Consider the following 21,700-nt stretch of genomic DNA (forward strand, 5'->3'; position numbering starts at 1 on the left):
TGTCAGTTCCTTCCTAATCCGATATCTTGCGAAATTGACTGATGAAGAATCCATCACTTCCATACAATTCAGGTGTAATGAGGATACAGCCGTCTTTCATGATATCCTTACATTCATGTTCTAGTCTTACCTGCTCGAACTCAGGATGACTTTCTAAAAACGCCTCAACGACTTGAAAATTCTCCTCTGAGACAATAGTACAGGTACTATAAGTTATTATACCACCTTTGCCTAGTGTTTGACAAACACTACCTAATATTTCTAGCTGAATTTCCTGTAAGGACGCGAAATCTGCCGTTTCTTTATTGTATTTGATATCTGGTTTTCGGCGCAAAAGACCGATTCCTGAACAGGGAGCATCCACCAAAATCTTATCAAATGAATCCTGACCAAAAAACTCATGTACCTTTCTGGCATCCAATTTTTGCCTTTGAACCCGATCTGCAACTCCCAGACGTTGGGCATTTTCTTGAATCAAGTCCAACTTGTGGTCATACAAGTCCAGAGCAGTAACCTGACCTGTCGTAAGATAAGAGGCTATATGGGCTGTTTTCCCACCCGGAGCCGCACAGGCATCAAGCACTCGTTCATCACCTTGTAAATCAAGCGTCGGAGCAACCAGCTGACTGGACTCGTCTTGGATGGTAATGGCTCCATCCGCAAACAAATTATGCCCTGCAAAATGCCCTTGCTCCTTAACCAGACCAGTGGTTGCTAAAAGGGAATTATTCGCCTCCAACAAGACTTGAATCTCCTCTTTTCGACTTAGGTCTGTTACACGAATACTGGCCTTGTTTCGCACCAAAAGACTTTCAAAAATAGCCTGTGCTCGCTCCTCTCCGTATTCTTCCTTAAGTTTAGACACCAACCAAACCGGAAGAGAATAGGCAATGGAGTCACGCTTGTTTTTTCGTTTGATGCTGGTGATATCTGGCCAGCCTTCACGTAGAATACGACGAAGGACGGCGTTGACCAATTTTTCACTGCCTTTTTTACGGACTTTGGCCAATTCTACTGCTTCATTGACCACAGCATGGTCTGGAATTTTGTCCAAATAGCGGAGCTGGTAGGCACTCATGAGAAGTAGGACATAAAGCCAGCTGTCTAACTGGTCTCTGTCCTCGATAAAGTGGGATAGGTACCATTCCAGAGTCAGTTTACGGGCTACCGTTCCATAGACCAGCTCGGTCACCAAACCCTTGTCTGTTGCCGAAAGTTGACTTCCCTTTAGATGCTTATTTAAGGCGATATTCGAGTATGCTTGATTGATAAAGACATCCTCTAGCACTGATAGGGCTAAACTTCTAGCCGTTTCTACTTTAGTCACCAAATCGTTCTCCTACAGTCAATGTACGTCCAACTCCGTTGAGGAAGGAAGCAATGTCCATCTTAGGCTTACCAGCTGGTTGCACTTGTTTGAGGGATAAAGCCCCTTCAGCCGTTGCGACAATCAATTCTTTCTTGCCGATAGAGAGGATTTCTCCTGGATTTCCCTGACCTTCTACAGCTAGAGCTTCATAAATCTTAAAGCGGTCGCCCTTAAGGAAAGTATGGGCAACAGGCCAGGGGTTCATGCCACGGATTTGGTTGAAAAGTTGGCGATTGCTTTTAGTCCAGTCCAATTTTTCTTCCTCTGGCTTGATATTTGGCGAGAAGGTAACCTGACTCGGATCCTGCGGTTCAGGTTTGATATCACCAGCAATATAAGCTGGCAAAGTGTCCAAAAGCAAATCACGACCAACTAGCGCCAATTTTTCAAACAAGGTGCCAACATTGTCCTCATCCGTGATAGGAATACTACGACGAGAAATCATATCCCCTGCATCCATTTCCTTAACCATCTCCATAATGGTCACACCAGCTTCCTCATCCCCTTGAATCAGGGCATAATGGATAGGTGCACCACCACGGTGTTTAGGAAGGAGGGAAGCATGAACATTGACCGCAAAGCCCATGCTATCAAGGAGTTTGCTTGGGAGAAACTGCCCAAATGCAGCAGTCACAATTCCATCTGCTCCTAACTGCATAATAGCTTCCATCTCTGGACTTCCAGATAGTTTTTCAGGTTGGTAAATTAGAAGACCTGCTTCCTTGGCAGCCTGCTTGACTGGTGTTTCTTGAATAACTTTTTTACGACCAACAGCACGGTCTGGCTGGGTCACAACGGCTAGAATTTCGTAACGATCATCTGTCAAAAGCCCTTTTAAAACTGTTGCTGAAAAGTCGGGGGTCCCCATAAAGATTAATTTTGTCATATCTTCTCCTTCTTATAAAAATTGCTGTGGCTCATGGTCAATGCTGAGACGGAGCTCACTATTTTCCCGTTCTTGAGTCAAGGCCAAGACCTGGTTGAGAGTCGGCCCCAGCTCATCTTCTAAACGGTATTTAATTAAAATCTGGTAATGGTAGAGGTTGTGAGTACGAGCGATGGGCTTGGGCGTCGGCCCAAGGATGTTACTGGTTTCTGACAAACCTGACCGCAAAATGTTCATGACTTCATAGGCACGTTTGACAACCTCTTCTTCCTTCTTATGAGAAAGGGTAATGCCAATGGTGAAATAGTAAGGCGGATAGCCAAGTTGTCGTCTGATTCCCATTTCATAAGCGTAGAAGCCTTCGTAGTCCTGATCCTTAGCAAATCGAATAGCATAGTGCTGAGGATTGTAGGACTGTATCAAGACCTGCCCAGCTTTTTCGGCACGACCTGCCCGGCCTGCAACCTGGGTCAAGAGTTGAAAGGTTCTTTCAGAAGAACGGAAATCAGGCAGATTTAAGGCCGTATCCGCATTGAGCACTCCGACTAAAGTCACATTGGGAAAATCCAATCCCTTGGCAATCATCTGAGTTCCCAGCAAAATATCTGCTTCTCCTCGTCCAAACTGGTCAAGTAGAGCTTGGTGACTCCCTTTCTTACGAGTCGTATCCACATCCATGCGCAGAATGCGGGCCTGCGGAAAGAGTTCTGCCAGCTCGTCATAAGCCTTCTGAGTTCCTGTCCCATAGTAACGAATACTTCGACTCTTACAGTTAGGACAGACCTGAGGAATATCCTTCGAAAAACCACAATAATGGCAGTTCATGGTCTTGGTATCCATGTGCAAGGTGAGAGAAATGTCACAGTTGGGACAAGTATCCACCGTCCCACACTCCCGACACATAACAAAGCTAGAATAACCACGACGATTGAGCATGAGAACCACCTGCTCTTTTTTAGCCAGACGGTCTTGGATGGCTTCTAGCAAGGGAGGCGTAAAGTTTGACGTCTCATTTTGTCCGATATAGTCTCGAAAGTCAATCACTTGAACCTCAGGGATCCTAGCCAAAGGATTGGCCCGTTGGGTCAGACGTAAGTGTTGATAGACGCCTTTGCCAGCTCGCGCACGGCTTTCCAGACTAGGAGTTGCCGAACCAAGTACCAAGGCAGCTTGATTGTACTGGGCACGTAAAAGAGCCACATCTCTAGCATGGTAGCGGGGATTACTGTCTTGCTTATAAGTCGCTTCGTGCTCCTCATCGATAATCATAACACCTAGATTTTTCAGCGGAGCAAAGATGGCCGATCTGGCACCCACAACAACTTGAGCATTGCCACGTTCCACTTTGCGCCATTCATCATACTTTTCACCATTGGACAAGCCTGAGTGAAGAATGGCCACCTTGTCCCCAAAACGTGCTATAAAACGCTCCGTCATTTGCGGCGTCAGGGAAATCTCAGGCACCAGCAAAATAGCTGTCTTGCCCTTGTCCAAAGCCCCTTGGATAATCTGCAAGTAAACCTCGGTCTTCCCACTCCCTGTAATTCCTTGAAGGAGGAAGGGAGGCTTATGATTGCCAATCGCACTCACAACCGCATCACGCGCCTGTCTTTGCTCTGGATTCAATTCCAAAGGTCGACTTGTCTCAATGCCTTCAAAATAAGCAGCCGAGCGTTGAACTTCCTTTTGGACTATGGTCACAGCACCTTGTTCCACAAAGAAGTTGACTTGCTCCCGCGAGTAAGACTCTAGCAAACTAGCCAAGGAAGCACTCTCAGGATGAGACAGCAGATAGTCTCTCAGTTCCAACTTTTTCTTAGCGCGTGTAGAAATCTCAACACTTTCTAATTGAGCAAGATTCACCTCATACCAAGACTGGGTCTTGACCTTCTTTTGATCGACCGCCTGATACTCCAGACCAAGCAGGCCTTTTCTAGTCAAACACATCATTTCAGCTTGCTTACCTAAATCTAGAGAAGAAAAGGCAAGTGAATCTTCTGAACCAAACAAGCGCTCTTTGTCTGCCTGACTCAGACCTGCCAGAGGATAGAGAATCTTGTCATAGCTGGAGTTCAGAAATCCCGGTAACATAGCTTTGAGGATAGAGATCTTGTAGGAGAAGACGGACTTGCGTAACTCCTCAGCCAACCAGAGTTGTTCTTGCGTGAGAACAGGAGAAAAATCCAGCACCTCCGCAATATCTTTTAAATCTTGCTCCATCTCTTCTTCGTCTAGTCGAGACTCCAAACCAAGAACAATCCCTTGAATCAGGCGATTGCCCTTACCAAAAGGCACATGAACCCGCATCCCAACTTCCAGCATTCCCTCGAATTCCTCCGGAATCCTATAACTATAGGGTTGATCCGTCTGCATCAAAGGCACATCCACGATAATTTTAGCTACGGCCATCTTCTCACCTCCTCCTTGTCAGTACATTCTTGCAATAGAAAAAATAAGATTGAGTCCCCCCAACCTTAAATTTTTTCACCGTCTTCTTTTTCTTTAGCGATTTGCTCTTTGATTTTCTTTTCTTCTTCTTCTCTGCGGCGTTTTTCTTCTTCGATACGGCGACGCACTGCTTCACGTTTTCCTTCTGGATCTGGGTGAATTGTAACGTTTCCTGATTCAATTTCTTCTAAAGCGCGAAGAGTTGATTTTTCAGACTTGAAACCTTGAGTTGCTGGCGCACCTGCTTCCAATTCGTGGGCACGTTTGGCTTCCAAGATTACGAGTGAATATTTTGAAGGAACCTTGTCAAGCAAGGTATCAATAGAGGGTTTTAACATCATTTGCTTGTACCTAATTTCTAAATTTTATCGGGTAGTTGGAGATTTCGGTAACATCTCCTGATAGTGACCAATGACACGATCCACACGGAAGTGTTCTGCTTCGATCACACGTTTGACACGTTCAGCAGCTAGGGGCACCTGATCATTGACAATCGCATAATCATACTCACGCATAAGGGCAATTTCTTCCTTGGCTTTTTCGATTCGTTGGGCAATCACTTCTGCACTGTCTGTTCCACGTCCTACCAAACGATCTTGCAATTCATCCAAATCTGGTGGTGTCAGGAAGATAAAGACAGCATCTGGAACCTTTTTCTTGACCTGAAGAGCGCCCTGAACTTCAATTTCAAGGAAAACATCGATTCCCTTGTCCAAGGTTTCATTGACATAGGTCAGAGGAGTTCCATAGTAGTTGCCGACATATTCTGCGTATTCCAACATCTGTCCTTGACGAATCAGCTCTTCAAACTCTTCACGAGTACGGAAGAAATAGTCAACACCGTCCACTTCTCCGGGACGTTGTGCGCGTGTCGTCATCGATACAGAGTATTGAAATTGGTTCTCAGAACTCTCAAAAATCTCTCTTCTAACCGTTCCTTTTCCAACCCCTGAAGGACCAGAAAAAACGATTAGTAAGCCTCGGTCTGCCATTGTGTCTCCTTTTAGTCAGTCTGTGAAATAACATTTCTCTAGAATAATGGCAAAAAGCCAGATTATCCTTTACAGTCTTTCTATCTAGTGTAACAAAAAAGCAGTAATTTTTCAACTGCTCTTTCTTATTTATTTAGCATAATCTACTGCACGAAGCTCACGAATCACGGTTACCTTGATATTTCCTGGGTAATCGAGATTGTTTTCAATTTTCTCACGAACTTTGTGAGCCAAGATTGTGACTTTGTCGTCCTTGATTTGTCCTGGATTTACCATGATACGAATTTCACGTCCTGCTTGAAGGGCAAAGCTAGTTTGTACTCCTTCAAAGCCGTTAGCAATTTCTTCCAAATCATGGAGACGCTTGATGTAGCTTTCAAGAGACTCACTACGAGCACCTGGACGAGCTGCACTCAAGGCATCTGCTGCAGCGACGATAACTGCAATGACGCTCTCAGCTTCAACATCTCCGTGGTGACTAGCAATCGTATTCACCACAACTGGATGTTCCTTGTACTTACGTGCCAATTCCATACCGATTTCAACGTGGCTACCCTCAACCTCGCGGTCAATAGCTTTTCCTATATCGTGAAGGAATCCAGCACGACGGGCAAGAGCCGCATTTTCACCAAGTTCGCTCGCCATGATACCAGCCAATTTAGCAACCTCAATCGAATGACGCAAGACATTTTGTCCATAAGAAGTACGGAACTGCAAACGTCCCATAATCTTCATCAAGTCTGGATGAAGGTTTGGCGCACCAATCTCATAGGCTGCTGCCTCACCGTATTCACGGATCTTATTATCAATCTCTTGACGGTTTTTCTCAACCAACTCTTCGATACGAGCTGGATGGATACGACCATCCTTAAGCAACATTTCCATGGTCATACGTGCAATTTCACGACGAATCGGGTCAAATCCTGACAAGGTCACCACTTCTGGTGTATCGTCGATAATCACATCGACCCCTGTCAAACTTTCAAAGGTACGAATGTTACGACCTTCACGACCAATAATGCGTCCCTTCATAGTATCGTCTGGCAGATGAACTGTTGAGTTTGTTGACTCCGCTACATATTCACCAGCGATACGTTGCATAGCTTGAACCAGGATGTCCTTGGCCATTTTGTCAGAACGTTCCTTGACCTCTTGCTCAGCTTCACGAATGCGGCTGGCAATCTCCTTGGTCAAGTTTTCCTCTGTCTGTGCCAAGATAATATCTCGTGCTTCTGCCTGAGACAGAGCACCAATACGCTCTAACTCTGCTTCTTTTTGTCTTTCGACTTCCTCTAATTGCTCTTCACGCGCATCAAGGTTTTTCGCTCTATCAGAAATACTTTGTTCTTTTTGTTCAAGTGTTTGTTCTTTACTCGTCAAATTGTCGTCCTTACGGTCGAGGCTAGTAGCTCTCTCGGTCAAACGACTTTCGATTTGTTTGAGTTCTTGACGTTCTGATTTGAATTCAGCGTCCACTTCTTCACGGTATTTTCTGGCTTCTTCTTTGGCCTCCAATAGTGCTTCTTTTTTAAGAGACTTGCTTTCACGCTTGGCTTCATTAACAAGTAAATCTGCTTCACGCTCAGCTTGTCCACGTAAATTAGTTGCTTCTTGTTCAGCATTTAAAAGCATCAACTCCGCAGCTTCCTGAGATGATTTCATCTTAGCTGAGATGCTGACATATCCAATGACTAAACCAATGATGACGGCAAAAACAGCAATCGCAAGCGACATGATTTCCATGTTTTTACCTCATTTTATTGTTATTCCGAATGACATACATTCTTTTACATTCTACCATAAAAAAGTGATTTTCACAAACCTAAAATAGAATATGTTTTGGGGAATTTAGTGTGAATTTTAGGATTACACTTCTTCGGATCCCTTCAAACTTTTGAACACATCATCAATAAATATATCTGCTAATCTCTTCTTGAAAGAATCATTATTTAATAGAGCACCAAATAAATCTTGACTCTGAGAGTATCCTTCTATAAGAGCATTGTCAATCTCTTCTTCAAAAGTAAAAACAAAGTCTTCTCTAGAGTTGACACGGGCAGATTGCTTTAGTCTTGGATTCTTTTTCATCAATTCACGAATGGATACTGCTCCACTTAGACCGACTTGGTGATCAATATCCAAATCCAACTGTTCGTTAATTTCATCTAAGATTTCAGATAAACGCTTCTCCTGGTCAGTCGTAACACCTCCAGTACTTGGCTTGGTAAGTATTAACTCTGGATGATATTCCAATTCAGAAACTGACCTGAAGGAACCTGTTTGCTTATGTTTCATATAGTCCACTACGATCTTATCTGCGATTGTAAAATCATCTCCTCCAATGCGAACATCAATCATCTTGACAAGACTTTGCAGATAATTATAACGTTCGTGTAGAACTTCATTTTGATAAGCAGTTGCCTGAATCAAAAAAGTATACATTCTAAGAAAACCTCGAATAACCTTTCGAATAGAAAGTTGTTCTTTCTCTTCAAACCGTCTAACTCTATCATAACCTTGATTTAACAGAGAAACCATCTTTTGTTTTTCTCTGCTGTTTCTCTTTTCTTGATATAAGAATTGATTAAACTCATGAACAACATCACTGTCCAAGATACCATACTCATCAATTTTCCGATCCAAGGTCAAGACATCACTAGGTGTGACTGTATCTGCTAAAATAGTCTCACGGTAGTAGGGAGAAAAAGCTGAGCGAATATCGTCATAAGTATTTTTAAAATCAAGGATAAAGGTCTTCTTATTGTATCCTCTATAGATACGATTCAAACGAGACAATGTTTGCACCGCAGCAACACTTCGCAACTTTTTATCTACATACATAGCAACCAGTTTTGGTTGATCAAACCCTGTCTGATACTTATTTGCCACAATCAGGATTTGGTAGTCCTCCGTATCAAAATGATCTTTCAAATAATCTTCCTTGACCTGATTCATTTGCGACTCAGTATATTCACTACCTTGGTAATCAACCTTGCCAGAAAAGGCAATCAGGGTTCCAATACTGGTGATACTGTGGTCTTTGAAGTACTTTTGAAAGGCCAATTGATACTTAACTGCTGCCTCACGACCCGAAGTCACAATCATAGCCTTACCTTGACCACCCAATTCAGCCATAATATCATGACTGATAAAGTGATCCATGATAATTTCAACCTTTTGATTGATATTTTCATCAGATAATTCTACAAACTTTGCAATCTTACGCTTGGCAAGAGTCGTTTTTAGCTCAGGATCTTCTTCGACTGCTTTATTGAGCTTGTAATAGGTCTTATAAGTCGTATAGTTATCTAAAACATCTAGAATAAAACCTTCCTCAATAGCTTGCTTCATACTATAAACATCAAAAGGAGCTTTAGAACCATCTGCTTGTGTTGTACCAAATAGCTGTAGAGTTGTCGCCTTGGGAGTTGCAGTGAAGGCAATGATTGAGACATTGTCCTGCTTACCTGTCCGAGCAATCTCCTTCTCGATAGCGTCCGCAACACTTACTTCTTGAATCTCATCGATAGTTCCATCTTCTGTATCTGTTTCTGTCAAGACTTGACTAACCGAACTCATATAGGATCCTGTCGTTGAACTGTGAGCTTCATCAATCAGGATGGCAAATTTCTTTTTCGCAGTATTCCCTACAGACATCCAGTTAGATTGGTTGATTTGGGCAAACTTATGAATAGTCGTAGCTATGATTTTTGTATTTCCTGCAATCGCATCCGCTAAGTCACTGGAGGTTTCTTTGTCGCCCATTACCTTGACCACTCCAGGCTTGTGGGAGATTTCCTTGACCGCTTCTTGTAATTGACGGTCAACTACGATACGGTCTGTAACGATTAATACAGTATCCACAATATTTTGATTTTGTTCATCATGGAGCGATACCAAACTATGAGCCAACCATGCTATGGTATTGGTTTTACCAGAACCAGCCGAATGCTGAATCAGATAATTACTGTCAGTATGGTTGACTTTCATGTCCTCTAGGAGACGGCTAACTGCTCTTCGCTGATGGTATCTCGGGAAAATCAGGGTCTTCTTTTTATGCTTATCCATCTCAAAAAAGATAAAACTCTCTATTAACTGGAGAATACTATCCTTGGTCAAGACATCAAGCCACAAGTAGTCTGTATCGACACCATCAGGGTTGTGAGGGTTGCCACTTCCCATCTCAATACCTTCCCCTTTCCCCACATTAAAAGGTAGAAAATAGGTTTCTTGTCCTTTCAATTGCGTCGTCATATAGACTTCTAGGGTATCCACTGCAAAGGAAGCCAAGACTCCCTGTTCAAAACGGAAAAGACGATTCTTAGGATTGCGTCCCTTGAGCTGCCTGATAGCATCCTGTACAGACTGACCACTGGGATTAAACTTAAGTTCGATAGCAAATAGTGCTAATCCATTGATAAAGATAACAAGGTCAATGCGGTCGCTCTCCTCGTAAACCACTTCTTCCATAACAGATAGACAATTGGCTTGGTATTGTTGAACAGTCTTTTCATTAAAACTAGTCGCAGGTTTACGATAAAGAAGACGAAGTTGTTTATTTTCAATAAAGACACCCTCTTTTAAGGCGAATAAAAAGCCACCCTTGACGATTTCTTTATTAATCAGATTGACGATTGTCTCCTTGCTAAGCTTTTTAAGGAGATAGTCCATGGTCTCCTCTTGGGTCTCCATCAGAAAATTCCATAGGAGTTCCACATCCATGGCTAATCTAGGATCGTAGCAAGTAGCGTCCCGCTGAATATAGTCATTCTTATCTCTCAAATCTTTGATAATCCACTGTTGGAAATCATAGCGCTCCTTCAAGCCCAAATTTGCCATAGCTTCTCACTTTCTATCATTTATTAAACATGATTTTTTCTTCATCAAGACTTTTTATAATATACTCATCGATTAATTTATTATCTTCTTCATTTTTTGAAAAATTACTTTTAATATTATTTGGGGTTCTATACTCCAACAAACGATGAATAACATTCTCACTTCTATCCCTGTACCAAGTCCAATCTATTTCAGGATAAAGACCTCTAATATCTACTTTGATATCTTTTAAAATATCAAAATCAGAAAAATATCCTTCACTACTTAGAGTATATAAATCTTCCACTGATTTTTCTCTTGGATTTGGGAAACTCTTTACACCATCCTCCTGATTTTCATTAATTCTTTTAATCAAGTACTGGTATATTTGATTTTGTATCTTAGGAAAATCATACACTTCATAAAGCATCAGTTTGATTACTTTGTGGTAATTTATGTTTTCTGAATCCTCATAAGCGCTTAGAAGTTCGAGAATTTCATGTTTAATGTCCTCTTCAAGATTTTTAAATAAATGACACACCAAATCAGAATACTCCATAATATCTTTAACATCATTATTTTGATATTTAATTTTTAAAATATCTATATTTAGCTTTTCAAGCACTACTTTCGCAGTTTCTTCTTCAGTTGAACAGTATTCCAATAACCGAGAATATAATGGATACGCTGAATTATATGATGATAAATCATTCTCCAAAATTTCATTTAAATGTTTATTAACAATATTAACTATCCTAGATTGCAATAAAGTACTCTTAATATCGTCTTTATTATCAAGAACAATTTTAATAAGTCCTTCAATTTCTTGACTCCAACTATAATACAATGTTTGACTATCTAAAATATCCACTATTCTATGTGCTTCTATATCATCAATAAGAGGAAGAAAAGTTAGCATATTTCTAAGCTCTCTATGACTCTCAACCTCCATCGTCTCCGTCGTCTCAGCTCTTTTTTGCAGATGAATAATTCGTTCCAACAAGAAGTCTTTCGCTTTATCAGTAACTTTTATTTTGCTAAACGAATAGTTTCTAAAATATAAATTTACAACCTTAAAATCTATACTAGGAAGAATTAATTGAACATCATCCAAATCAAGATTTCTAATACACGAGGCCGTTCTATCAAAAATACTTTTTTCAGTATTTACATATGAATTATCATAACTGAGTAATAATATTTCTAAATATCTATTAATAATTGATTTGTAAATATGGTAATGTTCAAGACATAAACAATTTAATTTTAAAAAATTATAAAGATTTTTTATCGCAAATTCCGCATTAAAAAGATGATCATTAAAAGACCAACCTCCTCTCCTGTAACTTTCATGCTCTTCACGAATTTTATCAAATAGTTCATTAATCGTTTCTAATTTTCGATATAAAAAATTGAGATTGAGTATTGAATCTCTAAAAAATTCTATAATCCTTTTCTCATCCCCTGTAACCGAATTAATAATTTGTTCAGTTAATTCATTTAACTCTCCATCATATAGAGGGGCAGCATAGCTTAATTCTTTTGTTCCATCAAAAAAATGAGTAGGAATATGCTTGAAATTAAATTCACACACTAGAAAATTAAAATAGTCTTTCTGACGAAACGCTGTATTTGCTAACTCTCTGAATTTTGCTTTTGCTAAAGAATATTTTTTTTCTTCATACATTCTAAAAGCTTCACTTAAAAAGTTATTTACTTTTAAATCTCTAGATTCATTAATATCTATATTCAAAAAACGAGTTAAAAGAGATTTTTTACATACTATATTTCGTAATTCTTCATTATCCTGAATTTCAAATCTTACTCTATCATTTCCAAGCCAACGATATTCATCATTCCTTATTAAAGCCCTTCCTCTTAAATAGGAATATCTTGAAAAATCATTCGAATCAATAAAATTGAGTCTATCTAAGAAAGCAAGTTGATTCCATAAATCATTAGAATTATTTATTTCTCCATTTCTATTTTTAGATAGAGATTCTAAGAACTCCTTTGTCCTTAGGAATAAATTATTCCCTTCTTCCACCACTCCTTCAGCAAGAAGTTTTCCGTTAGAGACAATAATAATTCCTTGTTTTTTGTAATAATCTCGGATAATTGTTGGAGGTTCTTCAGGTGTGTAAAAATAAGCGTTTTTAGCATCCAATTTAAATGTATTTTGAATTAATCGAAATATAGAATTAAAAGTTGAATCACCTAGAGAATAACCTACAAACAATAAGGTATGGTTCATTATCAGCGACTGTATTAAGGTTGAAATCATCGGAAAATTCAAAGTGTAGTCTAAGTAATCATCTTCTTTTAAAACGATATTCTTCTTATTGAAGTCGCCATGCATTTTAATCAAATACCTTTCCGAGCTCGTATAAGGAATATCTTTATCCTCTGCGACTACATTATACTTTAACAAACCACTTTCAAACTGACTCTCCATAAGTGAATCATAGTTTGTCGTGATAATATGTTTTGGTGCTATTTTTTCTATTAATTTGTGTAACTCATTTGGTTTACTTGTACCCTTACTAAAGAAAACTTCCTCAATCTTTTTTGTGTACTGATTTTTTCCAAAAGTATCATAATAATATTGAGCAACTCTTAGGGGATCTTTTGTTTTTTCTTCTGGTAAGTTCAACTCATTTTCTAATGATCGAATTAATTCTTTCCAAGTCGGCAAATTTGAATTAGCTGATATCCCTGCACCAACGAATAAGATTAAAGAATTTTCGTTAATAGATTTCTTTATTTTAGATACAGATAAACTATAATTTTCTTCCATATTGTAAGACCGTCCTATCATTCACTTGTGTCAACTAAATACAAGTCACACTTCTAAACCCTTTTCTTCCCTGTCACATAATCATAAATAAGAGTTTGTCGTTGTTTGTTGATATTTGCAATTTGTTGCTCTTTTGTTTTTATCATCTGATTAATTGTCAACATTTTTTTGTTTAAATACTGACTAATTTCATACTGATAGTCTAATCCTGGAGCAATTATTTTAAAATTTCCAATATTCTCAAAACTCAATCCTTCCCTATTTCCGCTAATTTGATGAGTTTTAATCATAAACTGTCCGAATTCAGACATAATAAAATACATTAAATAATCTGGTAATACATACCTATTACTTCTAATAATGCAAACATGTTGATTAACATTTGCCTCTATATCTAAATCATATTTTGCTACTCTTCCAATAGAAGCTCCTGTTATATTTAATAAAATATCATTTTTTTTAACGCAAGTTCCAATCATCTGTTGATGAATATTTCTATTAATATAAGTTGCTTTATCTTCTAAAAGTATTAATCCATTATAAATATTTTGACTTCGTATAAATAATATTCCCGTTTCTTCAAAAATTTCAGATCCTCCCAATGGAGTCTTACCACTTCCAATTTTATTTGCCAGGTACTTTAGTCGATTCACTCCCCACCCTTGAGGCACCTGTCCAACCCAGTCGATACCTGAATCTTTCATGGGGACTGTTTTATCCAATCCTTTTGTGACGGTTTCATAAATCAAGCTAGCTCGGTAGTCTTTGAGTTTTTGAATTTGCTTCTCTAGTAGTACTTTCACCTTATCCATCTGGGCAGTTTTCTTGTCTAGGAAATCAGCGATTTTTTGTTGTTCATTTTTTTGGGGAAAGGTAAAAGTAAATTCATCAAATACATTTTGATATAAATGTAAAATAGTGCTAGCTCCTGAATTTGTATAGTTAAACCACATCCAAAATTCATCTGACAGTAAAACATAGTATAAAAATCTTCTATCAATCTCATCAATTGTTTGGATTCTTAACACACCACTATTTAACGAAGCTTTATCATCAAGCCCTGAAATAATAGCTACTTTACCTACCGTACCATCTTTCGTAATTAGTAAGTCACCATTTTCAACTTGAATCTGTGAAGCTTCTGACCAACGTTTTTCATCAATATGTACAGCTGTTTCAAAATTAATTGTTCCATTGTGAAAGTCAGTTCCAGTAATTAAATATGGTCCTTCTTCTTTATATTCAGCTGATGTTAATCCTTGCCAACCAATTCTACCATTAAGCTGTGTTGTGAATTTTATTTTAGAAATCTCCCACTCTTCTGGTATCTGTCCGATCCAGTCAATGCCACTCTCTTTCATCCTAGTCATGTTTTAGTTCCTCCAAGAGAGTCTGTAGTTCTGCTTCCAAGTCATAGAACTCTGCCAATAACTTCTCAGCACTCTCTGGTGCTTGGTAGTGATAGAAATAGCGGGTAAAAGGAATCTCGGCTCCATAGCCCTTTTCCTCATCAAACCAGTAGTGGGCGTCAGGTACATGGGGATAGACCTCACGCGCAAAGTAGGTTTCCACATCCTCTGTCAGCTTAACGATTTCACTGTCCTTGGTGGTCTTATCATAGACAATCCCATCGGCAATCTCATTTGCCTTGTCTTTCCTCTTGGTTCGGATAACTTCTGCTGTTTTGTCCATTTCACTCATAGCTAAGGCTAGCGCATTGACATTGGCAGGCGTAAGCTTAAACTCTCCCAGCAAGTCCTTGATGACTTGGGCAAAGTTCTCAAAGTTAGGATAGGTCTTATCAGAGCTTCCCTTAGCAAGAGCTGTCAGGATAGCTTCTTGCTTGATCTTACCAGCTACAAGATCCTGTAATTTTTTCTCATCCTTGGCTGAACGTGGTTCCATCTCTAGCAATTCTTGATACTTGTATTCATCAAATAGTTTAGCTAGGAAAGGAACACTTTTCGCTTTCTCAATTGTTTCTTCACTTATATGGCCACGACGTTGCAGAGGTTGCATAACTGTAAACTCTCGATAGAGAAACTCTTGATTGTCAAAGATTTTTACATGGTCATTTTCTTGAAAATCATCGTACCAGTGAAGGATCTGACGGATATTATCTTGGGACAACTCACGGCGTTTTTGACCTAGAGATTTACGTAGAGGAATAAACTCCTCCGTCGCATCGATAAACTGAACCTTGTTCTGGCGCTCAGGAGACTTGTTTTTATTATAAATCCAGATATAAATCCCAATTCCTGTGTTATAGAAAAATTGACCTGGAAGGGCGACTATAGCTTCTAGCAAATCATTCTCAAGGATATAACGGCGAATCTGACTTTCTCCCGATGACGTCCCACCTGAAAAGAGGGGAGACCCATTTGAAATGATGGCTGCACGGCCATTTTCTTCTAATTTTGCAAGAGCATGAAGATGGAAGAGTAGTTGAGCATCTCCAGTTCCTGGAGTCGCAACAAAACGACCTTGACGACCTTCTGTTTTATCAAAGAGTTGATGATCTTTCTTAACTGCATCCTCAACCCCATCATCCGCATCCTTACCACCCCAAGCTTGACCAAAGGGAGGGTTAGCGATGACAAAGCTCATCTTAGTATCTGGGAAAGGATCTGGATCTTTTAAGGTATCCACCTTCACAAAATAATCAGAGTCTTCCTGACGAATTAGCATATCTGCACGACCAATCCCAAAGGTTTCAGGCAAAACTTCCTGACCAAAGAGACGGACAGTGGCTCCCGTATTCAACTGACGGATATAGCTTTTAGCTGTAGCCAGCATTCCCCCAGTTCCAGCGGCCATGTCTAGTATTTTCAACTCTTTTTTATCAACAAAAAGTTCTTCGTCTGCCTCAATCAAGAGTAGGTTGACCATCAGAGCGATAACTTCACGAGGGGTATAGTGAGACCCCGCTTCCTCATTTTCAGAAAATCGGCGGATGATATCCTCAAACATGTATCCCATACGCATAGAATCAACTGAACTTGGAGACAAATCAATTTGAGAGAACTTTTTAATAACCGTGAAAAGACGACCACTCTGGGCTAGGGTACGGACTTGCTCTTTAAATTTTAGGTTTTCAATGATGTCCTTGACACGATAGGAATAGCCATCCAGATAGGCTAGAAAATTCTCCTCGATTGCATTTGGATCGTTTTGAAGATTTGCCAACGTAAAAGGACTAACATTGTAGTAACGATAGCCTGAAAGTTTCTCCAACACTTTCTCAGGTGTATTGGGATTTGCTTTGTATTGTGCTACCACCTGATCCTTGGTTGGCAGCAAGGCAGCTTCTAAACGAGTCAGGACAAACATTGGAATAATGACATCGCGATACTTATCTGCTCGATAAGCTCCTCTAAGAGTGTTAGCGATAGACCAAACCGTATTGACATCATTAGAGATTTGGATGTCATTTGCTTGGAATAGTGGTAATTTTTCTTTGAAATTAGACATTTACTTCCCCTGTTTTTATTATTAACAATTCTCTTCATTATACCACAAAATAACAAGCATAAAGCGGATTCAAGGGTAAAGATTGAAGTTCATATACTAAATTTCTTTACTGAGTTTTTGTCTTTTGTACTAGGGCTTCTGTCATTTTCCAAAAAACTTTATCTTAAACTTACTAATAAAAATTTAAAAAATAAAAAGCCTACTTCGCAGTAGACTTAGTAATGATCTTTAAAGGACAAGAAAGCCACGCTATCTCCATCCATCATATAAATCAAGCGATTTTCTGCATCAATACGCCGTGACCAGGCTCCTTGGTAATCATATTTGAGCGGCTCTGGTTTTCCTATTCCTGTAAATGGATCACGTTGAATATCCTTGATTAGTTTATTGATTCTTTTTAGTGTTTTCTTATCCTGAGTTTGCCAGTAGCAATAATCTGCCCACGCATCTTCTGTAAACTTGAGTAGCATTCCTCACTCCTCAATAATATGGACCTGAGTGCTTCCAGCACGGACTTGAGCCATTCCTCGCAAGACCTTGTCAGATAATTCCTTATTTTGAGCGATTCTAAGAGTTTCTTGAATACTATCCCACTCGCTCTTTGAAAGGACTACAATGTCCTCGTCTGGATTTTTATTGACCACCGTCAAAGGCTCAAATTCATCATTTACCTTCTTCATGTAGTCTTTTAAATGATTTCGGAATGTTGAGTAAAGAACTGCTTCCATAACCATACCTCGTTTTACCTCTTTTCCACTATTATACACGAAAAGAAAGAAATTGTCAGAAACTTGTACAAGATTTTCTTTTCTATCTATTTATTCGTAAAAAATCTCAAAAAGCCTACCTTTCAGTAGACTTAGTTTGTTTCTATTCTTATTGGCACTCTTCCAAAATTCTGTTCTGCTATACTTGGATTTCCTAGTTGGTAAATCTGGTCTGCCTTTTGGGTCATAGTATCCCAAGGCTCTTTGCCAATTCGACTGACTAGATTGACCTGACCTTTCAAAGACTTGAGATGTTGCCTGCCTTTTTCAGTAAATCCAAGGACATGAATGGCTTCTGACAAGTCACTTTCTCTAGCTTGCACCAAAATATAGGTCAAAAGACGTCTGACACGCGCCTTGGTGTAACGCTTGGTCGCAACCGCCTTAACCAAGTCTTCCACAGACTGGGCTGTCTTGATGGCTTCCTTAATGCGTACTACCATTTCTTGATTGACCTGATAGATGGTAGTTAGGTCGGGATTTGACAAGATTTGATAATGGAGCAAGGGAAAATAGTCTTCCCAGTTCACCTTACTGGCCTGCTCAAAAAGGGTAACAGAAGGCATAAAGCGTTCTAAGAAATCTTGGTCTGACTGATGCTGACGCAGAGCTGTCGCCGAGGCGTAGTCTACATCCTTATCCACAGAATGATAACCCGCTCCCTGACGCTGAATCGGATGGAGCTTGATGTTTCGTCCAGAAACCGCCTTGGCATAAGCAAGAGCAAGGACATGATTGGGTGTATTGCCTGAAAAATCAAGATCTGCAAATTCTTTCCACATGGCTTGGGTTTTCTGGGGATAGGAAAGGGAATCAGGCAGATTTTCCACAAATTGCTCCATCTCAGCACCTTTCTCTGTGTATAAGTCAGCGATTTTTTGATAATCTAGAACTTCCTCCGTCCCAAAGGTTAGGTTATCAATTCTTAACTGGGCTAAGATATTCACAGCTCCTTGGCCAAAGAAATCTGCTGCCTGAACACTGACTAAAAAGGGCAATTCCACTACCAGATCTGCTCCGTTTTCCAGCGCCATCTGGGTCCGTGTCCACTTATCTACAATAGCAGGCTCCCCACGCTGCATGAAATTCCCAGACATGGCAACGATTTTCAGTCCCTCAGCCTGCTCCAGCAGGTAGTTATGCCCATTATGAAAAGGATTGAACTCCGCAATAATACCTGTGATGGTCATAGTGATCTCCTACTTCTGCGCGACAAAAAACCAACGGGTGGTGGTTTCTGTTGGCTCCTTGTCCTCAAAGTCTGCATAGAGTTTGAATGACTTGAAACCGGCCTGTTCCAGCAAAATATCATAGGTCAAGACCTCATAGGTCCGCTCCTCATGCACTTCATCGTGGCGACTAAAGGAGCCGTCAGCCTCCTTGATAAAGAAGGTCAACTCATGCACAATGGAGTGAGGCGCTGCATCCTCGTAGGTATCCCAGAGCATGGCAAAATCTTCCGCATTTTCATGATAGGAATAACCTGGAAAAATCTCATCAGTCTGGTAAGTCGAATGCACATCAAAGATGAAAACTCCATCTTCATTAAGGGCATTATACACTTCCTTAAAAACATCCCCTACTTCTACCTCATCCTGCATGTAACAGATAGAGTCCGAATAACAAGTGACAAAGTCGTATTGACCTACCTTGGACAAATCCAGCATATTGCCTTCAATAAATTCAATCTTTTGCTTGGCTGAAGTCGCTCTCTTCTCCGCAATCTTCAACATATCTCCACTCAAGTCAAGTCCAGTCACATCAAAACCAGCCTGAGAGAAGCGCACTGATTGAATTCCTGTACCACAAGCCAATTCCAAGAGTTTCTTTCTCTCCTTGGTCTTAGGCAAATGACGAATCGAAAAATCCGTCCATTTGTCGTATAAACTGTCATCCATAACCGCATCATAGACCGCCGCAAAGGTTTCATAAGTTGCCATAATCATGATACCAAGAGCCTTAAAAGCAAATAGTACATAGGAAACTTTCTTCCCTATCGTCAGATACAAAGAAAGTTACTCTTTTTCCCTAAGCTTTTAGCTCGTGTTCAGTTTCAACATCAACCAAACACGAGGCTCTTTACCTTTCTATCAATTTTCTTCTAAAATAAGCAAAGAAACCCAGTTGACTGCAACTGAGTTCATCTCCTATGCTAAGGCTTCTGAGAGATCTACTGAATCCGCCTCATGCCATAGTTTTTCTAGGTTATAGTGGGCACGCATTTCTTCTGAAAAGACATGCACTACGATAGCACCTAGATCCAGCAAGACCCAGCCTCCAGCTGCATCGCCTTCGATATGGCTGCCTTTAAAACCAGCTTCCGCTACTTTTTCACGGATATTGTCAGCAATAGCATCCAACTGACGGCTATTCATTGAACTAGTGATGACAAAGTAGTCAGTCACGCTGGTCAAATCTTGTACGTCAAGTGCGAGGATATCCTCCGCACGTTTCTCATCAGCCGCTTTCACGACTAGTTCTAGTAATTCTTTTTCGTTCATTTAGTCCTCTTTCAAATAGTGCACAAAGGCGTTATAGGTTTCAAGGGTTTGGGGATAGATGGGGAATCCCTGATGAGCTAGATGCTCCACGGTACGAGCTGTTTCATAGGCTACCGCCTTATTAAGTGATAGACTTGCAATCTCACGCGCCACATCTACTCCTGGAAAGGCGCGATTATGCTCGATATAGTCTGCGACGTAGATGACTTTATCTAGGTCTGTCATCTGGTCAGCACCGACTGTATGGATTTCAATAGCTCGCAGGATTTCTGAATCATGCAAATCCAAATCTTCCTGAATCTTGTAAATTCCGACCATACCATGCCAGACATTATTGCCCCAGTTTTTGAGGTCAGGGTCTAGCTGATAACGGCCAATCAAATCCAAAAATTCCTGATCTGACAGCTTCTTAGCATAATCATGGAGAAGACCTGCAAGACCTGCTTTCTCGGTATCAACTCCAAATCGCTGAGCCAGTTCTATGGCGGCACGCTCCACACCTAGACAATGGGTTAGACGTTTCTCAGGTAGAAGCTCTGCCATTTTTTCCAACAAAGCCTCACGGGAGCAGTTGATATAGTCTTGATAGGCCATCAGTAGAGCCCCTCCTTCTCTATGTAGTCCAGCACAGGCTGAGGTAGGAGAAAGTTGGGTTTCCGCCCTTGAGCAATGAAGTCCCGCACCATGCTGGACGAGATATCCATGAGAGGCACATCCACCCAGATAACGGGATAGGAAGTCCCTGCCTTGTAGCGTGGGCGCTGAACCCCTACAAACTGAACCATATCGATCAGCTCATCAATTCGGTACCACTTAGGCAGATAATCCACCATATCTGCCCCGATAATGAAGTAGTAATCCGTGTCAGGATGTTGCTCTGTCAAAATCTTCATGGTGTCGTAGGTGTAGGAAATACCCTTACGCTCCAACTCGATGGTTTCAATGGCTAGGCCTTCAATCCCCTCAATCGCCAACTCAAGCATCTTGAGACGATGGTGTTCAGGGATGGTTTCCTTTTTATCCACATGAGGGGGTTGGTATTCAGGCATGAGCAGAACCTGATCCAGTCCCAACTGTTGCCGTACTTGATCTGCAACAATCAGATGGGCATTATGAACAGGGTTAAAATTTCCCCCTAAAATCCCGACTTGTTTGCGTTTTTTCTCCTTGATTTCTGGCTCCAACTCTACCTTGGTAAAGGGAGTCAATAATTCGATTGCCATAGGCTAGTCTCCTTTATTTCTCTGTAAAAACAGTTATTTGGAGTAGGTTTTTAGATTTCTTTGACTTTTTTAGAAATCTTGCGATTTTCTTTCTTGCTAGATTGTTTAAACAAAATCAAGATACGGCCAATCTTTTGGACTGTGTCCACACCGATTTCTTCTTCCAAAATTTCAGCTACTTCATGGATATTTTCATCTGTGTTTTGCAAAAGAGTAACCTTGATCAATTCACGGGCGTCAAGAGCTTGACGAACGCTGGTTTTGATTTGATCGTTAAGGCCATTTTTCCCGATTTGGATGATGGGTTTGAGGGTGTGTGCCTGACTGTTGAGGAAGGCACGTTGTTTTGATGTTAATGACATAATTTCTTTAAAAGAGTTTCTTTTTATACTTTTCTGAAGTGGTAACGGACGTCAGCAAAGTCCTTC

General features: G+C 40.3%; 18 protein-coding genes. All 18 read right to left on the reverse strand.

Annotated features, from left to right (window positions below; genetic code table 11):
* Positions 1–13: 13 nt before the first annotated feature.
* Positions 14–1,327: a 16S rRNA (cytosine(967)-C(5))-methyltransferase RsmB gene (gene rsmB, locus HT732_RS04385; RefSeq protein WP_173254095.1), complete on the reverse strand. Its 1,314-nt coding sequence runs from the start codon at positions 1,325–1,327 to the stop codon at positions 14–16.
* Positions 1,320–2,255 (reverse strand): methionyl-tRNA formyltransferase, encoded by a 936-nt coding sequence (fmt, locus tag HT732_RS04390; RefSeq protein WP_173254096.1) that lies wholly within the window; start codon positions 2,253–2,255, stop codon positions 1,320–1,322. The genes rsmB and fmt overlap by 8 nt, the downstream gene beginning before the upstream one ends.
* Before the next feature lie 12 nt (positions 2,256–2,267).
* Entirely contained in the window at positions 2,268–4,664 is a 2,397-nt protein-coding gene (locus tag HT732_RS04395; RefSeq protein ID WP_173254097.1) for a primosomal protein N', read from the reverse strand.
* A 65-nt stretch (positions 4,665–4,729) separates the two neighbouring features.
* Positions 4,730–5,044, reverse strand: coding sequence for a DNA-directed RNA polymerase subunit omega (gene rpoZ / locus HT732_RS04400; RefSeq protein WP_173254098.1), 315 nt, complete (start codon positions 5,042–5,044; stop codon positions 4,730–4,732).
* Between the two features lie 24 nt (positions 5,045–5,068).
* Positions 5,069–5,695 (reverse strand): guanylate kinase, encoded by a 627-nt coding sequence (gene gmk / locus HT732_RS04405; protein ID WP_000775041.1) that lies wholly within the window; start codon positions 5,693–5,695, stop codon positions 5,069–5,071.
* A 129-nt stretch (positions 5,696–5,824) separates the two neighbouring features.
* Positions 5,825–7,438 carry a ribonuclease Y gene (locus tag HT732_RS04410; protein ID WP_000404936.1) on the reverse strand — a complete coding sequence of 538 codons (1,614 nt, stop codon included), beginning with the start codon at positions 7,436–7,438 and terminating at the stop codon, positions 5,825–5,827.
* A 123-nt stretch (positions 7,439–7,561) separates the two neighbouring features.
* The gene (locus tag HT732_RS04415) at positions 7,562–10,534 is read right to left on the reverse strand and encodes a DEAD/DEAH box helicase family protein (RefSeq protein ID WP_173254099.1); all 2,973 of its coding nucleotides are present in this window, start codon (positions 10,532–10,534) and stop codon (positions 7,562–7,564) included.
* A gap of 16 nt (positions 10,535–10,550) precedes the next feature.
* The gene (locus HT732_RS04420) at positions 10,551–13,310 is read right to left on the reverse strand and encodes an SIR2 family protein (protein ID WP_173254100.1); all 2,760 of its coding nucleotides are present in this window, start codon (positions 13,308–13,310) and stop codon (positions 10,551–10,553) included.
* Positions 13,311–13,363: 53 nt separating this feature from the next.
* A complete protein-coding gene (locus HT732_RS04425) occupies positions 13,364–14,680 on the reverse strand; it encodes a restriction endonuclease subunit S (protein WP_173254101.1) in 1,317 nt (438 codons plus the stop codon).
* Positions 14,673–16,781: a class I SAM-dependent DNA methyltransferase gene (locus HT732_RS04430; protein ID WP_173219920.1), complete on the reverse strand. Its 2,109-nt coding sequence runs from the start codon at positions 16,779–16,781 to the stop codon at positions 14,673–14,675. Before HT732_RS04430 ends, HT732_RS04425 begins: the two co-directional genes overlap by 8 nt.
* A gap of 215 nt (positions 16,782–16,996) precedes the next feature.
* The gene (locus HT732_RS04435; RefSeq protein WP_000924730.1) at positions 16,997–17,251 is read right to left on the reverse strand and encodes a Txe/YoeB family addiction module toxin; all 255 of its coding nucleotides are present in this window, start codon (positions 17,249–17,251) and stop codon (positions 16,997–16,999) included.
* A 3-nt stretch (positions 17,252–17,254) separates the two neighbouring features.
* Positions 17,255–17,509: a type II toxin-antitoxin system Phd/YefM family antitoxin gene (locus HT732_RS04440; protein ID WP_173254102.1), complete on the reverse strand. Its 255-nt coding sequence runs from the start codon at positions 17,507–17,509 to the stop codon at positions 17,255–17,257.
* 131 nt (positions 17,510–17,640) lie between these two features.
* A complete protein-coding gene (locus HT732_RS04445) occupies positions 17,641–18,738 on the reverse strand; it encodes a nucleotidyltransferase (protein ID WP_173254103.1) in 1,098 nt (365 codons plus the stop codon).
* Positions 18,739–18,747: 9 nt separating this feature from the next.
* The gene (locus HT732_RS04450; protein ID WP_345890504.1) at positions 18,748–19,488 is read right to left on the reverse strand and encodes a class I SAM-dependent methyltransferase; all 741 of its coding nucleotides are present in this window, start codon (positions 19,486–19,488) and stop codon (positions 18,748–18,750) included.
* Positions 19,489–19,695: 207 nt separating this feature from the next.
* Positions 19,696–20,049 (reverse strand): ribosome silencing factor, encoded by a 354-nt coding sequence (rsfS, locus tag HT732_RS04455; RefSeq protein ID WP_173254104.1) that lies wholly within the window; start codon positions 20,047–20,049, stop codon positions 19,696–19,698.
* Positions 20,050–20,643, reverse strand: coding sequence for a bis(5'-nucleosyl)-tetraphosphatase (symmetrical) YqeK (gene yqeK, locus HT732_RS04460; RefSeq protein WP_173254105.1), 594 nt, complete (start codon positions 20,641–20,643; stop codon positions 20,050–20,052).
* Positions 20,643–21,272: a nicotinate-nucleotide adenylyltransferase gene (locus HT732_RS04465; RefSeq protein WP_173254106.1), complete on the reverse strand. Its 630-nt coding sequence runs from the start codon at positions 21,270–21,272 to the stop codon at positions 20,643–20,645. Before HT732_RS04465 ends, yqeK begins: the two co-directional genes overlap by 1 nt.
* 50 nt (positions 21,273–21,322) lie before the next feature.
* The gene (gene yhbY / locus HT732_RS04470; RefSeq protein ID WP_000060169.1) at positions 21,323–21,634 is read right to left on the reverse strand and encodes a ribosome assembly RNA-binding protein YhbY; all 312 of its coding nucleotides are present in this window, start codon (positions 21,632–21,634) and stop codon (positions 21,323–21,325) included.
* Positions 21,635–21,700 lie beyond the last annotated feature (66 nt).

The sequence above is a fragment of the Streptococcus sp. 5346 genome, from assembly GCF_013277455.1.
In the GTDB taxonomy this organism is placed as follows: Bacteria; Bacillota; Bacilli; order Lactobacillales; family Streptococcaceae; genus Streptococcus.

Excerpts from the sequence above, each read along its gene's own strand:
- HT732_RS04445 (WP_173254103.1), bottom strand. The coding sequence starts at position 18,738 with ATGACCATCACAGGTATTATTGCGGAGTTCAATCCTTTTCATAATGGG.
- rsfS (WP_173254104.1), bottom strand. The coding sequence starts at position 20,049 with ATGAACGAAAAAGAATTACTAGAACTAGTCGTGAAAGCGGCTGATGAG.
- HT732_RS04430 (WP_173219920.1), bottom strand. The coding sequence starts at position 16,781 with ATGTCTAATTTCAAAGAAAAATTACCACTATTCCAAGCAAATGACATC.
- HT732_RS04410 (WP_000404936.1), bottom strand. The coding sequence starts at position 7,438 with ATGGAAATCATGTCGCTTGCGATTGCTGTTTTTGCCGTCATCATTGGT.
- HT732_RS04435 (WP_000924730.1), bottom strand. The coding sequence starts at position 17,251 with ATGCTACTCAAGTTTACAGAAGATGCGTGGGCAGATTATTGCTACTGG.
- HT732_RS04440 (WP_173254102.1), bottom strand. The coding sequence starts at position 17,509 with ATGGAAGCAGTTCTTTACTCAACATTCCGAAATCATTTAAAAGACTAC.
- HT732_RS04415 (WP_173254099.1), bottom strand. The coding sequence starts at position 10,534 with ATGGCAAATTTGGGCTTGAAGGAGCGCTATGATTTCCAACAGTGGATT.
- HT732_RS04425 (WP_173254101.1), bottom strand. The coding sequence starts at position 14,680 with ATGACTAGGATGAAAGAGAGTGGCATTGACTGGATCGGACAGATACCA.
- yqeK (WP_173254105.1), bottom strand. The coding sequence starts at position 20,643 with ATGGCCTATCAAGACTATATCAACTGCTCCCGTGAGGCTTTGTTGGAA.
- rpoZ (WP_173254098.1), bottom strand. The coding sequence starts at position 5,044 with ATGATGTTAAAACCCTCTATTGATACCTTGCTTGACAAGGTTCCTTCA.
- fmt (WP_173254096.1), bottom strand. The coding sequence starts at position 2,255 with ATGACAAAATTAATCTTTATGGGGACCCCCGACTTTTCAGCAACAGTT.
- HT732_RS04420 (WP_173254100.1), bottom strand. The coding sequence starts at position 13,310 with ATGGAAGAAAATTATAGTTTATCTGTATCTAAAATAAAGAAATCTATT.
- HT732_RS04465 (WP_173254106.1), bottom strand. The coding sequence starts at position 21,272 with ATGGCAATCGAATTATTGACTCCCTTTACCAAGGTAGAGTTGGAGCCA.
- HT732_RS04450 (WP_345890504.1), bottom strand. The coding sequence starts at position 19,488 with ATGGCAACTTATGAAACCTTTGCGGCGGTCTATGATGCGGTTATGGAT.
- yhbY (WP_000060169.1), bottom strand. The coding sequence starts at position 21,634 with ATGTCATTAACATCAAAACAACGTGCCTTCCTCAACAGTCAGGCACAC.
- HT732_RS04395 (WP_173254097.1), bottom strand. The coding sequence starts at position 4,664 with ATGGCCGTAGCTAAAATTATCGTGGATGTGCCTTTGATGCAGACGGAT.
- gmk (WP_000775041.1), bottom strand. The coding sequence starts at position 5,695 with ATGGCAGACCGAGGCTTACTAATCGTTTTTTCTGGTCCTTCAGGGGTT.